The organism is Ruegeria spongiae (assembly GCF_023502395.1).
Lineage (GTDB): Bacteria > Pseudomonadota > Alphaproteobacteria > Rhodobacterales > Rhodobacteraceae > Ruegeria_C > Ruegeria_C spongiae.
This window is the reverse complement of sequence record NZ_JAMFMB010000003.1, coordinates 78,663-92,565: the sequence shown is the minus strand read 5'-3', so window position 1 is coordinate 92,565 and position 13,903 is coordinate 78,663. Positions and strand designations below refer to the sequence as shown.

The 13,903-nt window shown below is 62.3% G+C and carries 12 protein-coding genes; 11 read left to right on the top strand and 1 reads right to left on the bottom strand.

Translation table 11 applies throughout. The annotated features are described in order from the left end of the window. The first annotated feature begins 9 nt into the window (after window positions 1-9). Genes M3P21_RS03630 through M3P21_RS03620 form a run of 3 tightly spaced genes read left to right on the top strand, consistent with a single transcriptional unit; the run spans window position 10 to window position 4,115 of the window. The gene (locus M3P21_RS03630) at window positions 10-1,377 is read left to right on the top strand and encodes a cbb3-type cytochrome c oxidase subunit I (protein WP_249706874.1); all 1,368 of its coding nucleotides are present in this window, start codon (window positions 10-12) and stop codon (window positions 1,375-1,377) included. A gap of 5 nt (window positions 1,378-1,382) precedes the next feature. Beyond that, window positions 1,383-2,192, top strand: coding sequence for a CbbQ/NirQ/NorQ/GpvN family protein (locus M3P21_RS03625; RefSeq protein WP_373319942.1), 810 nt, complete (start codon window positions 1,383-1,385; stop codon window positions 2,190-2,192). A 9-nt stretch (window positions 2,193-2,201) separates the two neighbouring features. Then, the gene (locus tag M3P21_RS03620) at window positions 2,202-4,115 is read left to right on the top strand and encodes a nitric oxide reductase activation protein NorD (RefSeq protein ID WP_249706870.1); all 1,914 of its coding nucleotides are present in this window, start codon (window positions 2,202-2,204) and stop codon (window positions 4,113-4,115) included. A gap of 1 nt (window position 4,116) precedes the next feature. Here M3P21_RS03620 and M3P21_RS03615 read toward each other — a convergent pair whose 3' ends face one another. Continuing rightward, window positions 4,117-4,821, bottom strand: coding sequence for a Crp/Fnr family transcriptional regulator (locus M3P21_RS03615; RefSeq protein WP_249706869.1), 705 nt, complete (start codon window positions 4,819-4,821; stop codon window positions 4,117-4,119). Window positions 4,822-4,989: 168 nt separating this feature from the next. On the opposite strand from M3P21_RS03615, the gene M3P21_RS03610 reads away from it, so the two are divergent. Genes M3P21_RS03610 through M3P21_RS03575 form a run of 8 tightly spaced genes read left to right on the top strand, consistent with a single transcriptional unit; the run spans window position 4,990 to window position 13,903 of the window. Next, complete coding sequence (locus M3P21_RS03610; RefSeq protein ID WP_249706868.1) at window positions 4,990-5,442, top strand: DUF2946 family protein; 453 nt, start codon at window positions 4,990-4,992, stop codon at window positions 5,440-5,442. After that, window positions 5,433-7,610: a NosR/NirI family protein gene (locus tag M3P21_RS03605; RefSeq protein ID WP_249706866.1), complete on the top strand. Its 2,178-nt coding sequence runs from the start codon at window positions 5,433-5,435 to the stop codon at window positions 7,608-7,610. Before M3P21_RS03610 ends, M3P21_RS03605 begins: the two co-directional genes overlap by 10 nt. 13 nt (window positions 7,611-7,623) lie before the next feature. Then, entirely contained in the window at window positions 7,624-9,531 is a 1,908-nt protein-coding gene (nosZ, locus tag M3P21_RS03600; RefSeq protein WP_249706864.1) for a TAT-dependent nitrous-oxide reductase, read from the top strand. Between the two features lie 3 nt (window positions 9,532-9,534). After that, entirely contained in the window at window positions 9,535-10,788 is a 1,254-nt protein-coding gene (locus M3P21_RS03595; protein ID WP_249706862.1) for a nitrous oxide reductase family maturation protein NosD, read from the top strand. After that, a complete protein-coding gene (locus M3P21_RS03590; RefSeq protein WP_249706860.1) occupies window positions 10,781-11,674 on the top strand; it encodes an ABC transporter ATP-binding protein in 894 nt (297 codons plus the stop codon). The genes M3P21_RS03595 and M3P21_RS03590 overlap by 8 nt, the downstream gene beginning before the upstream one ends. Continuing rightward, a complete protein-coding gene (locus tag M3P21_RS03585; RefSeq protein ID WP_249706859.1) occupies window positions 11,671-12,492 on the top strand; it encodes an ABC transporter permease in 822 nt (273 codons plus the stop codon). The genes M3P21_RS03590 and M3P21_RS03585 overlap by 4 nt, the downstream gene beginning before the upstream one ends. Next, a complete protein-coding gene (locus tag M3P21_RS03580) occupies window positions 12,489-13,007 on the top strand; it encodes a nitrous oxide reductase accessory protein NosL (RefSeq protein WP_249706858.1) in 519 nt (172 codons plus the stop codon). The genes M3P21_RS03585 and M3P21_RS03580 overlap by 4 nt, the downstream gene beginning before the upstream one ends. Beyond that, window positions 13,004-13,903, top strand: coding sequence for an FAD:protein FMN transferase (locus M3P21_RS03575; protein ID WP_249706856.1), 900 nt, complete (start codon window positions 13,004-13,006; stop codon window positions 13,901-13,903). The genes M3P21_RS03580 and M3P21_RS03575 overlap by 4 nt, the downstream gene beginning before the upstream one ends.

The window sequence follows — 13,903 nt, the reverse complement described above, 5'->3', positions numbered from 1 at the left end:
CTTAACCCTATGAAATATCAATCCCAGAAAATCGCGCTGGCCTACTTCGCCGTGGCCATGGCGCTGTTTGCGATCCAGGTGCTTGGCGGCTTGCTGGCCGGCTGGATCTATGTCTCTCCGAACACGCTGTCGGAAGCGCTGCCGTTCAATATCGTGCGGATGCTGCACACCAACTCGCTGATCGTCTGGCTGATCACCGGCTTCTTTGGCGCGGCCTATTTCCTGATCCCCGAAGAGACCGAGCGCGAGATCCATTCGACCAAGCTGGCCTATATCCAGCTGGCCATCCTGGTAATCGGCACGCTTGGCGTCGTGGTCACCTATGTCTTCAACCTGTTCGAGGGGAACTTCTTTCTCGGCAAGGAGGGGCGTGAATTCCTTGAGCAGCCCAAATGGGTCAAGGCCGGGATCGTCGTTGCCGCCCTGATCTTCCTCTACAACGTCACCATGACGGTGCTGAAGGGCCGCAAGACCGCGATCAGCAACATTCTGCTTCTGGGCCTCTGGGGTCTGGCGCTGCTGTTCCTGTTCGCCTTCTACAACCCGGAAAACCTGGGGCTGGACAAGCTTTACTGGTGGTATGTCGTCCATCTGTGGGTCGAAGGCGTGTGGGAGCTGATCATGGCCTCGATCCTCGCCTACCTGATGCTGAAACTGACCGGCGTTGACCGCGAAGTGGTGGAAAAATGGCTCTATGTCATTGTGGCTGCCGCGTTGTTCTCGGGCATTCTGGGCACCGGGCACCACTATTACTGGATCGGCACACCGGGGTATTGGCAGTGGATCGGCTCGATCTTCAGCTCGCTTGAGGTGGTCCCGTTCTTCGCGATGATGGCCTTTGCCTTTGTGATGGTCTGGAAGGGCCGCCGGGATCATCCCAACAAGGCCGCGCTGCTGTGGTCGCTGGGTTGTGCCACGCTGGCCTTCTTCGGGGCGGGTGTCTGGGGCTTCCTGCATACGCTGCACGGGGTGAACTACTATACCCACGGCACGCAGATCACCGCTGCCCATGGTCACTTGGCGTTTTTCGGGGCCTATGTCTCGCTGAATCTGGCGATCTTCACCTATGCGATGCCGATCCTGAAAGGGCGTGACCCCTACAATCAGGTGCTGAACATGGTGTCGTTCTGGATGATGTCGGGTGGCATGGTCTTCATGACCTTCGTGCTGACCTTCGCGGGCACCATCCAGACCCATATGCAGCGGGTGCTGGGTGACTATTACATGGACGTGCAGGATCAGGTCGAAATCTTCTACTGGATGCGCTTCGGCTCGGGCCTTGTGGTGGTGATCGGCGCGCTGCTGTTCATCTACGCCATCTGGGTGCCTCGCAAAGAGGTCATCGAGCCCGGCGCGGCTGAAACGCCTGCGGAGTAATGGATATGGATGGATCCCTGCATCTTGAGACGGGGGCGGCAGACGCCCCCTTCTACCTCGCCCAGGGCGATGAATGTGATGTCTTCACCGCAGCCTATACCAACAACCTGCCGGTCCTGCTGAAAGGGCCGACCGGTTGCGGCAAAACCCGGTTTGTGGCGCATATGGCGGCGCAGCTGGGTCGGCCGCTTTATACCGTTGCCTGCCACGATGATCTGGCCGCCGCCGATCTGATCGGGCGTTACCTGCTGAAAGGGGGCGAGACCGTCTGGGTCGATGGCCCGCTGACCCGCGCGGTGCGCGAAGGTGCGATCTGCTACCTTGATGAGGTGGTCGAGGCGCGCAAGGATGTGACGGTGGTGCTGCACCCGCTGACCGATGACCGACGCATCCTGCCGATCGACCGCACCGGCGAAGAGCTGGAGGCCGCGCCCGGCTTCATGCTGGTGGCCTCCTACAACCCCGGATACCAGAACATCCTCAAGACGCTGAAACCATCGACCCGGCAGCGTTTCCTCTCGATGGAGTTCGATTTTCCTGCCGCACCTGTCGAGGCGCGGATCGTAGCGCAGGAAAGCGGGCTCGACCCGGATCGCTGCGCCGCATTGGTGCGGTTGGCGGGCAAGCTGCGTGGTTTGAAAGGCCAGGATCTGGAAGAGGGCGTCTCGACCCGGCTGGTGGTCTATGCCGCAACGCTGATCGCGCAGGGCATGTCGGTCGACCGCGCGATTCTTGCGGCGATGGTCGAGCCGTTGACCGATGACGAGGATATCAAACGCGGCCTCCTCGATCTTGTCACTGCCGTCTTTGGGTGAGGCCGGCAGATGGCCAGGATCGAGTTCGAGCCATGGGAACCCGAAGAAACCATCGGGAAACTGTGGCACAGCCTTGCCAGCCGTCTGGATGCGCCACTGGCGCATGACGAGGCCGCGGTCGACCTCTCTGAGGTTGCCGGGCGGCTGGCCGTTCTTTTTCGCGGGCTTGGCGGTGGGGCGAGTGTAGAACTGCGCCCGGTCTCGCCCGAAGTCTCGCGTCACCGGCTGGGCTGGCGGCGACAGCTTGGCACCGAAGCCGAAGCGCTGCCGCGCACCAGTTTCGACGGTGAGGTCCTGCGCCTGCCGGACCGGCTGGCGGTCTATCCGGTGCGCGCAGCCAATGCCGCGCTTTATGTCTGGCTGGCCGCCGTCTCGGCCCATGCCGGAACGCAGATCACAGAGCACGACCCGCTGCGCGCCGATCTGAGCGCCTTGGATGCGGCCCGCGAAATGGTTGCCCGAACGCTGGAAAACGCGCCCGGTCTGCGTCCGCTTTATGAAGAGTTGTGCAAAGGGTTGCTGCATCTGCGCAGGGTGCCGAACCTGCCCCCCGTCGAAGCGGCGGTGGAGGAGCTGATCTGCCAAATGCTGGGTGATCCCAACCCGCTTTCTGAGCAGGCACGGCAGCTTGATCCCGACACGCGCGCCCCGCGCAGCTATCAGCCGTTTCGCCCGGTGCCCCTCTGGCCCGAGTTGCGGGCGGTGACATTTTCCGACGCGCATGAGGTGGAAAGCCGCGAAACCGAGGGACCGCCGGAAGAGTCCGGAGAGAAGACCCATCGTGCACGGCGTCGCAAATCGGATCAGGCTGCCCGTAGCGACAGCTTCATCCTGCACAAGTTCGAAGCGATCCTCAGTTGGACCGAATTCCTCAATCTCAATCGGCGCGTGGATGATGACGATCCCGACAACGCCAAGAAGGCCGCAGACGATCAGGATGAGATCGGGCTCGGCCAGATTTCCAAGGCGCCGCCGACGCGCCTGAAGCTGCATCTCGACCTTGCCCCAGAGGATGTGGATCGCGAGCGGTTGTCGGGCCGGGTGCTGTATCCCGAATGGGATGTGCGCTCGGGTCAGTATCTGCCCGATCACGTGAACGTTCTGACCTCAGTCGCCGATATCAGGGACGAGGCCGACGCCTTTGTTCAGGACCCCGCCACCGCCCGCCGTATCCGCATGGTCAAGCGCCAGTTCGAGGCGCTGCGTCCCGGGCGGGTGATGACGCGGGGCCATCTGGATGGCGATCAGATGGATCTGGATGCAGCGGTGCGGGCCGAATCCGACCGCGTTGTCAGCGGTCAGGGCAATGACCGTATCTGGATGCAGTCACGGCCCGAGGCGCGCGATCTGGCGGTGTCTATCCTGCTGGATGTCAGCCGCTCGACCGAAAGCGCTGTGTCCGGGCAGGCGGTCATCGATGTTGAACGAGAGGCGCTGGCGGCGCTGGCCTGGGGTCTGAATGCCTGCGGGGATGATTTTGCGATCCACGCGTTCTCATCGCTCAAGCGCGACCGGGTCTATGTGCAACGCTGCAAGGGGTTCGACGAAGCGATGGGACCACGGGTCGAACAGCGCATCGCCTCGCTGCGCCCCGGCTTTTACACGCGGCTCGGCGCGGCGATCCGCCATGCCTCGGCCGATCTGGCGGAGCAGAGCCGCAAACGCCGCCTGCTGCTGGTGATCACTGACGGAAAACCCAACGATCTGGACCATTACGAGGGCCGCCATGGGATTGAGGACACCGCCATGGCGGTGCGAGAGGCGCGCCGCGCGGGGCAATCGGTCTTTGGCGTGACCGTGGACAAAACCGGCAAAAGCTGGTTCCCGCGCATGTTCGGGCAGGGCGGGTTCGCGGTGATCCCCGATCCGGCGCGTCTGACGATGGCATTGCCGCAGATCTATCGGCAGTTGGTGGGCGCCTGACCTAGCCCTTGTGCCAGCTATCCGCGCGATCGGTTTCGGCATAGTCGCGCAGGGCCTCGATGTCGGCGATCTCGGCATGGTTGCGGCTGACACTCACACCGGCCGCTTTCAAGCGGGAAAAGGCGCGCGACAGGCTTTCGGGTTTCATGCCCAGACGCCCAGCGATCAGCATTTTGTCATAGGGCAGCGTGACCTCGCAGCCACCGGCGCTGTTCTGGCACAGATTCAGCAGGAACTCGGCCACCCGCTGTGCACCGGTCTGTGCCTTGAGCTGCTCAAGCTGTGCCACCAGCCCGTGCAGATGGCTGAACGTCGCGGCGAGGATCGAAATCCCGATTTCGGGGTCCTTGCGCATCAGCGAGATCAGGACATTGGCGGGAATGTGCATCACCTCGCAAGGGGTCACCGCCTCGGCTGAGACCGGGTAGGGGCGGTTGTGCAGGGCCACCGCCTCGCCAAAGCTTTCGCCGCGGGTAAAGACGCTGACCACAGCCTCGGCACCGGTCGGCGAAACTCGGTAGAGCTTGACCCATCCGTCCAGAACCACATGGATCGCCTGCGCGCTCTCTTCTTGCAGGAACAGCGTTTCACCCCGGCCATAGCTGCGCCACAAGGCATGACTCAGCACATTCTCGACATGCTTTTCAGGAAGCGACCGGACCAGCAGCGATTTGCGGGCCACGAGTTTATGGGCGTCATGCGTCACGTCTGGCACCTTTGCTAGAGCAGAAGCCGATAGACCCGGAGCAATCACGCCCGCTGCCAGCTTTGTCAACCGGCTCCGTACCGTAAAACCGCTGCGACATGATCTATGTCAAGAGGTGCGGGAACGGTTTGGCGTAGAAGTCGCGCGTCGCATTGCTGAACTGGACTCATGAACCACCTCACAAAAATACTCAGGGCCGTTCCCAAAAGCGCTTCTGCGGTTTTTGGAGTTGTGCTGATTCTGTTGCAGGTGATGGCACCGTCGCTGGCCCGCGCGGGTAACGGCGACTGGATCGAGATTTGCTCCGATGGTGCGGCGGTCTGGATCCAGATTGACAGCGAAGGTGAAGAACGAGACAGCGAACCCTGCCCGAAGTGCCAGAACTGCACGCTCTGCGCGATCAGTTCCTGCGCGCCGTTGATCTCGGAACCGGTCCTGAATATGGCATCCGAGCCAATGAACGTGGAATCGCGCCATCTGGCCCAAAGCGATGTCCGAAATCCGGCGCAGTTCTGGCCGGACAACCGGGGGCCTCCGCGCGCGGCCCTGAATATTGCTGAACGCGCCCTGCGCGCGTCCATGGCGTCCGACCCCAGAACCGGAGGTGCGCCATGGTCGTAAGTCGCGCAACCCAACTGTTTTTGGTCCTTGTCCTGTCCTGCCTTCTGGCGCTTGGCGCGCGGGCCGACAGTCTGGCCAGCTTCCTGCCCGACATTTCCCCTGCCGAGCTTGCGCCGGATGCCGATGGCTTTGGCCCGGTGCGCGAGGATGTGCCCGTCGCGCCCGTACTGCGGGGTGGCGAGACTGTGGCCTGGGCCTTTCTGACCTCAGATTTTGTGGGCACGACGGGCTATTCCGGTAAACCCATCCACGTGGTTGCCGCCATTGATGCGGATGCGGTGCTGACCGGTGTGAAACTGGTCAAACACTCCGAGCCCATCGTGCTGATCGGTATTCCGAACTCGCGCATGGTGGCGCTGACCGAAGGCTATACCGGGCTGGATCTGAAACGCGAGGCCGAGACCGGTGGCGAGGGCCACGATCTGGACATCATCTCGGGCGCGACGGTGACGATCATGGTGATCGATGACAGCCTTGTGCGTGGTGGGATCAAGGTCGCCCGTGCACTGGGTCTGGGGGACCTGTCTCCGTTACAGGCAGATGGACCGAAGCGCGAAGTCGACATGGCGCAGGACACCGTATACGACTGGGCAACGCTTTCGGGCGACGGTTCGATCCGACGGCTGACACTGGATGTAGGCCAGGTCAACGCGGCCTTTGAGGCCACCGGTGATCAGCGTGCGATCAAACGCCCCGAACCAGGCAAGCCGGATGACACCTTCATCGACATGCATATGGCGCTGGTCTCAGTTCCGTCGATCGGCAAGTCGCTGCTGGGTGAGGCCGAATACGCGAACCTGACCGAATGGCTGGACGAAGGCGAACAGGCCATTCTGGTGCTGGGACGCGGGGCCTACAGTTTCAAGGGCTCCGGCTATGTCCGCGGCGGGATTTTTGATCGGATTCAGCTTATTCAGGGCGACAATTCGGTCCGCTTCTTTGACAAGCAGCAAGAGCGCCTTGGCAGGGTTGCAGCCCCGGATGCGCCCAGTTTCACCGAGCTGGACATCTTCAAAATCCCCGCCGAGGCCGAGTTTAAACCGTCCGAGCCTTTCCGCCTGCAACTGCTGGTGCAACGGGCCGTGGGTGCGGTTGAGAAAACCTTCCTGACCTTCGATCTGGGCTACAAGCTGCCCGAGCAGTACCTGTTGCCAGTCGCAGCCCCCACTGTAGTGGATGACGCCACCGGAGAAGCCGCCGCCAAAGCCGCCCTGTGGAAACGTATCTGGAAGGATCGCACGGTCGAGATTGCCGGTCTGGGCGTCATGCTGCTGATACTGACCGCGACCTTCTTCTTCCAGTTCCACGCCACGATGAACGCCCGGGTCTTTTACTGGTTCCGCATCGGTTATCTGACCATGACCCTGTTCTTTATCGGCTGGTATGCCAATGCACAGCTGAGTGTGGTGAACCTGATGGCGCTGGCGGGCAGCCTGCGCACGGGCTTCTCATGGGATGCTTTCCTTCTGGACCCGCTGGTCTTCATCCAATGGTTCGCTGTCGCCGCCGCCCTGCTGTTCTGGGGTCGTGGGGCCTATTGCGGCTGGCTCTGCCCATTCGGCGCGCTGCAGGAGCTGACCAACAAGATCGCGCGGGCATTGCACGTGCCGCAATGGACCCTGCCGTGGGGCCTGAACGAACGGCTTTGGCCCGCAAAATATATGATCTTCCTCGGTCTCTTCGGCCTCAGCTTTGTCTCGATCCCGCTGGCCGAGAAATATGCCGAGATTGAGCCGTTCAAGACCGCGATCATCCTGAAATTCATGCGCGACTGGCCGTTCGTGGTCTTTGCGCTGCTCCTGCTGGGGATTGGGCTGTTCATTGAACGCTTCTATTGCCGCTATCTCTGCCCGTTGGGCGCGGCGCTGGCCATTCCGGCGCGGGTGCGCATGTTCGACTGGCTCAAGCGCTACAAGGAATGCGGCACGCCCTGTCAGACCTGCGCCAATGAATGCCCGGTTCAGGCGATCCACCCCACCGGCGAGATCAATCCGAACGAATGCGTCACCTGCCTGCATTGTCAGGTGCTCTACCAGTCCGAGACAAAATGCCCGGTGGTGATCCGCCAGCTCAAGCGGCGCGCCAAGGTCGGCAGTGTCGCGTTGAAGGCGCCGCTTGGCCAACCACCGGCGAACCATCCGAACGCAAAACCAGAAACTGCTTCCTGAAAGGGGAACATCCATGTCGGAACAAGACAAGAAACTGAACGTCACGCGCCGAGGCCTGATGGGGGCCACCGCAACCGGGGCCGCCCTGGCGGCGACCGGGCTTGGCACCACGCTGATGACCGCGCGCGAAGCAAGCGCTGCCGCCAAGGTCAATCTGGAGCCCGGAGAGTTGGACGAATATTACGGCTTCTGGTCCTCGGGCCAGACCGGCGAGTTGCGCATTCTGGGCTTCCCGTCCATGCGCGAGCTGATGCGGGTGCCGGTGTTCAACCGCTGCTCGGCCACCGGTTGGGGTCAGACCAACGAGTCGCTGAAGATCATGTCCGACGGGTTGTTGCCGGAAACCAAGGACTTCCTCGCCAAGCGCGGCATGAAGACCTATGACAATGGCGACCTGCACCACCCGCATATGTCGTTCACCGACGGCACCTATGATGGGCGCTACCTGTTCATGAACGACAAGGCCAACACCCGCGTCGCCCGCGTGCGCTGCGATGTGATGAAATGCGACAAGATCACCGAGATTCCGAACGCCAAGGCAATCCACGGTCTGCGCCCGCAGAAATTCCCGCGGACCGGATACGTCTTTGCCAATGGCGAGGATGAAACCCCGCTGGTCAATGACGGCACCGTGCTGGACGATCCATCGCAATACGTGAACATCTTCACCGCGCTGGACGGCGACACCATGGAAGTGGCGTGGCAGGTGATCGTGTCGGGGAACCTCGACAATACCGACTGCGACTATCAGGGCAAATACGCCTATTCGACCTCGTACAACTCGGAAATGGGCATGAATCTCGCCGAGATGACCGAGAACGAGCTGGACCATGTCGTCGTCTTCAACCTTGCAGAAATCGAAGCGGGGATCGAAGCCGGAGATTATCAGGAACTGAAGGGTGTCAAGGTTCTGGATGGGCGTAAGGGCCAGAACAAGAACTACACCCGTTACATCCCGATCCCGAACTCGCCGCACGGCATCAACACCGCGCCTGACGGCAAGCACGTCTGTATCAACGGCAAGCTGTCGCCAACCGTATCGATCATGGACGTGACCAAGCTGGACGCTCTGTTCGACAGCGATGCCGATCCGCGGTCCTGCATCGTGGGTGAACCTCAGCTAGGTCTTGGCCCGCTTCACACCGCCTATGATGGTCAGGGCAATGCGTTCACCACGCTGTTCCTCGACAGCCAGATCGTGAAGTGGAACATCGGCAAAGCGATCGAAGCTTACGCGGGTTCTGATGTTGACCCGATCATCTCGAAGGTAGATGTGCACTATCAGCCGGGCCACAACTCCACCACCATGGGGGAAACCAAGGAAGCCGACGGCAAATGGCTGATTTCGATGAACAAGTTCTCGAAAGACCGGTTCCTGAACGTGGGCCCGCTCAAGCCCGAGAACGAACAGCTCATCGACATTTCGACCAACGAGATGAAAGTGGTCCACGATGGCCCGACCTTTGCCGAGCCGCATGACTCGATCATGGTCCGCCGCGACATCGTCAATCCGGTCAATATCTGGGACCGCAACGACGTCACCTGGGAAGATGCGCGCAAACAGGCCGAGGCCGATGGCATCGATCTGGAGGACGGTGCCGAGGAGCCAATCCGCGACGGCAACAAGGTGCGGGTCTACATGACATCGCAGGCCCCGACCTTCAGCCTCGAAAAGTTCACTGTCAAACAAGGCGACGAGGTGACTGTCTATATCACCAATCTCGATGACGTGGATGACGTGACCCACGGATTCTGCCTGGGCAATTACGGCATTGCGATGGAAGTGGCCCCGATGGCAACCGCCTCGGTCACCTTCACCGCTGACCGTCCGGGCGTACACTGGTTCTATTGCCAGTGGTTCTGCCACGCGCTGCACATGGAAATGCGCGGTCGGATGCTGGTCGAGCCGCAGGGGGCATAAGCCATGCGCTGGCTCCGACTTATACCACTCCTGCTCGCCACACCCCTCTGGGCGGGCGAATGGGACGTGCCCAACCGGGCCGGGGCCATCGCCGAGACATTGGCGCAGGCGGAGGAGGGCGACACCCTCCGCCTGTCGCCGGGCACCTATGCCGAGACATTGGTTCTGGACCGTCCCGTCACCATTGACGGGATGGGTCACGCCACCATCGACGGTAAGGGCGCGGGCAGTGTCATCACTGTCACCGGGCCGGGCGTGACCCTGCGCGGGTTGACCGTGGTGGGGTCCGGCTCGGATCACGAAGGGATCGACAGCGGCATCAAGTTGACCAAGACCGCAACCGCGCCGCACATTCTGAATAATGTGCTGATCGGCAATCTCTACGGGGTCGATATCCACGGGGCGAAAGACAGCCTTGTCAAAGGCAACCGGATCGAGGGCCGACAGGACCGTCGCATGAATGCGCGTGGCAACGGTGTTTATGTCTGGAACGCGCCGGGTGCCGTGGTCGAAGACAATGACATCCAATACGGGCGCGACGGGATTTTCGTGAACTCCTCGAAGAAAAACGCCTTCCGAAACAACCTGTTCCGCGATCTGCGCTTTGCCGTGCATTATATGTATGCCGACAATTCCGAGGTCTCGGGCAATGTCTCGATCGGCAATGATCTGGGCTATGCGGTGATGTTCACCAAACGGGTGCGGGTCACGGATAATGTCTCGATCAATGACCGTGAGCACGGCGTCATGCTGAACTATGCCAACCAGAGCGTGATCTCGGGCAATGTGGTGGTGGGCGCGCAGGAAAAATGCACCTTCCTCTACAATGCCAACAAGAACGAATTCACCGATAACTGGTTCGAAGGCTGCGGCATCGGCATTCACTTCACCGCCGGGTCCGACCGCAACCGGATCGTCGGCAACGCGTTTGTCGGCAACCGTACGCAGGTGAAATATGTCTCGACCAAATGGGTCGAATGGTCGGAGGAGGGGCGCGGCAATTACTGGTCTGACTTTGCCGCCTATGACGTGGATGGCAATGGCATCGCCGACGCGCCCTACCGGCCCAATGACAGTATGGACCATGTTCTCTGGACCCAGCCCGCGGCCAAGCTGCTGCTGGGCTCACCCGCCGTGCAACTGGTGCGCTGGTCGCAATCGGCGTTCCCGGCGCTGCTGCCCGGCGGCGTGGTGGACAGCCATCCGCTGATGTCCGCCCCGAAACCCCCGGCAATCAAAAAGGTGCCGCATGAGTGACATGACCCTCACCCTCAAAAGCGTCTGCAAATCTCGTGGTAAACTATGCGTTCTGGATGATGTTGACCTGAGCCTTGCCCCCGGCGAGCGCGTGGCGCTGCTGGGTCACAATGGTGCGGGTAAATCTACCCTCATCAAATGTGTTCTCGGGCTGACCTCGTTTGCGGGTGGGGCAATCCATATTGATGGCGCACGACCTGGCAGCGCAGATGCGCGCCGGAACACGGCCTATCTGCCCGAGGCAGTGTCGTTCCACCCGGCCCTGACGGGTCGTGAGCAACTGTCGCTGTTTGCGCAGCTTTCCGGCGCGGGTGGGGATGTGCCGGGCTTGCTTGATCGCGTCGGACTGGACGATGCCATGGACCGCCGGATCGGGGCCTATTCCAAAGGGATGCGGCAGCGGCTGGGGCTGGCGCAAGTGCTGCTGGGGCGGCCGAAACTGGCGCTGCTGGATGAGCCGACCAGCGGGTTGGATCCGATCTCGCGCCAGGATCTCTATGCCATCATTGATGAACTGGCAGGGCAGGGTACGGCGGTGCTGATCGCCAGCCACGCCCTGACCGAGGTCGAGGCCCGCACCGACCGCATCGCGATCCTGCGCAAGGGCGTGATGGTGGCCGACGATACATTGGCGAACCTGTCGGACCTGGCGGGATTGCCGATCCGTCTGCGCGTCCGTGCGCGCGAAAACCCCGAGGCGCTGGCGGCGCATCTGGGGGGTAACCGGGTCAATGGGGCCGCAGTCGAGATGCTGTGTTCCCCCGCCGACAAGATGCAGGCCCTGCGCCGGATCGCGGCCATGGGCGAGGCCGTTGTTGACCTTGAAATGACGCCGCCCCGGCTGGAGGACCTCTACCGGCACTACGCGAAGGAAGCTTTGCAATGACCCGTTTCCTGGCTGTTACCCGGGCCGAGCTGTTGATCCTGCGCCGCAATCGCTGGCTGCTGGTGGCAACACTGATCATGGTGCTGTTCGCGCTGGCCCTGACATTTGCGGGCAGCGCGCCCACCGGCACGCTGGGGGTCGACATGCTGACCGTCTCGGTCGCGTCGATGACCACACTGTCGGTCTATCTTGCGCCGCTTCTGGCGCTGATGATCGCCTTTGATGCCATCGCAGGCGACGTGGACCGGGGCAGTCTCGCGCTGCTGCTGTCCTATCCGGCGGGCCGTGGTGAGATCCTGCTGGGCAAATTCACGGCTCATCTGGCAGCGCTTGCCTTTGCCATGACCGTGGGTTTTGGTACCGCCGGGGCACTGGCCGCATGGTTCGGCGGGGCCGGTTCCGAGAGCCTCGTGGCGCTGTGCCGCCTCATCCTCACTTCAATCCTGCTGGGCGCCGTGTTTCTGGCGCTGGGATACCTGCTGTCGGCGTGTGCCGGGGGTAGCACCGCGGCAGCGGGTATGTCGGCCGGGCTGTGGCTGATCTTTGTTGTCCTCTACGACCTCGGCCTTTTGGGCGCAGTGGTCATGGACCAAAGCGGGACCTTCACCCGGTCCGTTTTTCCCTGGGTGATGGTGGCCAACCCGGCCGACGCCTTCCGTCTGTGGAACATCGCCGCGACCGAGGGCGTGGCGATGGCCAGCGGCATGACAGGGGCTGCGCAGGCATTGCCGGTCTGGGCCGCACCGGCGTCCTTGCTGATCTGGCCGGTGCTGGCATTGCTGCTGGCGCGTGCCGCATTCCGGAGGGTCGAGCCATGAGATATCTGGTCCTGATCGGGCTTGTGGCACTGACGGGCTGCAAAGAGGAGCAGGCTGCCACCCCGCCACCGCCCGCTGACTTGACGGAAACCGCGCTCAGTTATTTCTGCCAGATGCATATCTCCGAACATGGCGGACCCAAGGGGCAGGTTCACCTCAAGGGACACGAACAACCGCTGTTCTTTGCGCAGGTGCGCGACATGGTGGCCTATCTGAAAAGCCCCGAGCGCGAGGCCGACATCACCGGCGCCTATGTCAGCGACATGGCAATGGCGCTGAGCTGGGAGGTGCCCGGCACAGGTAATTGGATTCCAGCCGATACGGCACTTTATGTGGTCGGTGCGGGCGTTGCCGGTGGCATGGGCGCGCCCGAGATCGTGCCCTTTGGCGATGCAGAGGGCGCGCAGGGCTTCATCTCGACCTATGGCGGCGAGGCCGTACCGCTGCGCGATATCCCCGATGAGGCGGCCCTCGGCCCCGTTGATCTGGATCAGACACTGGAGACCCCGGTATGACTATTCTGACCCGCCGCCGCTTCCTGACCATCGCTGCCAGCGCGGCAGCTCTGCCCGGTTTTGCCGGGCCTTCGGTCTCGGCCCATTGGCGGGGTGTGGCGCTTGGCGCGCCTGCCAGTATGCGGCTGGAGGGTCTCTCGCAGGCCGAGGCCGATCCGATCTTTGCAGCGGTTGAGCGCGAGGTGCTGCGGCTGGAAGACATCTTCAGCCTCTATCGCCCGGGATCGGAGATCAGCCGCCTGAACGATGCCGGGAGGATTGATGCGCCATCGGTGGAATTGCTTGAGGTTCTCAGCCTGTCGGCGTCGATACATCACGCCAGCGATGGGGTTTTTGACCCGACCGTTCAGCCTCTCTGGGTCGCGCTTGCTCTGGGGCGGCCGCCTGCGGAAATCGCTGCTGCGCGGGCCAGGGTCGGGTGGCGGAATGTGATCTTCGACACCGGGCAGGTGGTGCTGCGGACGCCCGGCATGGCGCTGACACTGAACGGCATCGCGCAGGGTATGGTGAGCGATCGTGTCCACGCAGTCCTTGCTGGGCGTGGGTTGAAGAACCTGCTGATCGACATGGGTGAAATAGTTGCGCACGGATCGCGGGGGGATAGCCAGCCGTGGAGTGTGGGTGTCGCCGACCCCACGGGCGAGCTGCGGCACAAGGTGCGCCTGAGCGACCGGGCGCTGGCCACATCGGCCACGGCGGGCACACTGCTGAACGGCGCAACAGGGCATATCCTGCATCCCGATGGCCGGGCAACAACGCCAAGGCTGGTCGCGGTGTCGGCCCCGCGTGCGGTGATTGCTGATGGGTTGTCCACGGCGCTGTGCCTGAGTGCGCCGGCTCAGGCATCGCGCATCATAGACCAGTTCGCGGGTGCGCGGCTTGAGGTCGCGACCTGA

Coding starts and splice junctions, on each gene's coding strand:
- M3P21_RS03630 (WP_249706874.1), top strand. CDS start 10: ATGAAATATCAATCCCAGAAAATCGCGCTGGCCTACTTCGCCGTGGCC.
- M3P21_RS03625 (WP_373319942.1), top strand. CDS start 1,383: ATGGATGGATCCCTGCATCTTGAGACGGGGGCGGCAGACGCCCCCTTC.
- M3P21_RS03620 (WP_249706870.1), top strand. CDS start 2,202: ATGGCCAGGATCGAGTTCGAGCCATGGGAACCCGAAGAAACCATCGGG.
- M3P21_RS03610 (WP_249706868.1), top strand. CDS start 4,990: ATGAACCACCTCACAAAAATACTCAGGGCCGTTCCCAAAAGCGCTTCT.
- M3P21_RS03605 (WP_249706866.1), top strand. CDS start 5,433: ATGGTCGTAAGTCGCGCAACCCAACTGTTTTTGGTCCTTGTCCTGTCC.
- nosZ (WP_249706864.1), top strand. CDS start 7,624: ATGTCGGAACAAGACAAGAAACTGAACGTCACGCGCCGAGGCCTGATG.
- M3P21_RS03595 (WP_249706862.1), top strand. CDS start 9,535: ATGCGCTGGCTCCGACTTATACCACTCCTGCTCGCCACACCCCTCTGG.
- M3P21_RS03590 (WP_249706860.1), top strand. CDS start 10,781: ATGAGTGACATGACCCTCACCCTCAAAAGCGTCTGCAAATCTCGTGGT.
- M3P21_RS03585 (WP_249706859.1), top strand. CDS start 11,671: ATGACCCGTTTCCTGGCTGTTACCCGGGCCGAGCTGTTGATCCTGCGC.
- M3P21_RS03580 (WP_249706858.1), top strand. CDS start 12,489: ATGAGATATCTGGTCCTGATCGGGCTTGTGGCACTGACGGGCTGCAAA.
- M3P21_RS03575 (WP_249706856.1), top strand. CDS start 13,004: ATGACTATTCTGACCCGCCGCCGCTTCCTGACCATCGCTGCCAGCGCG.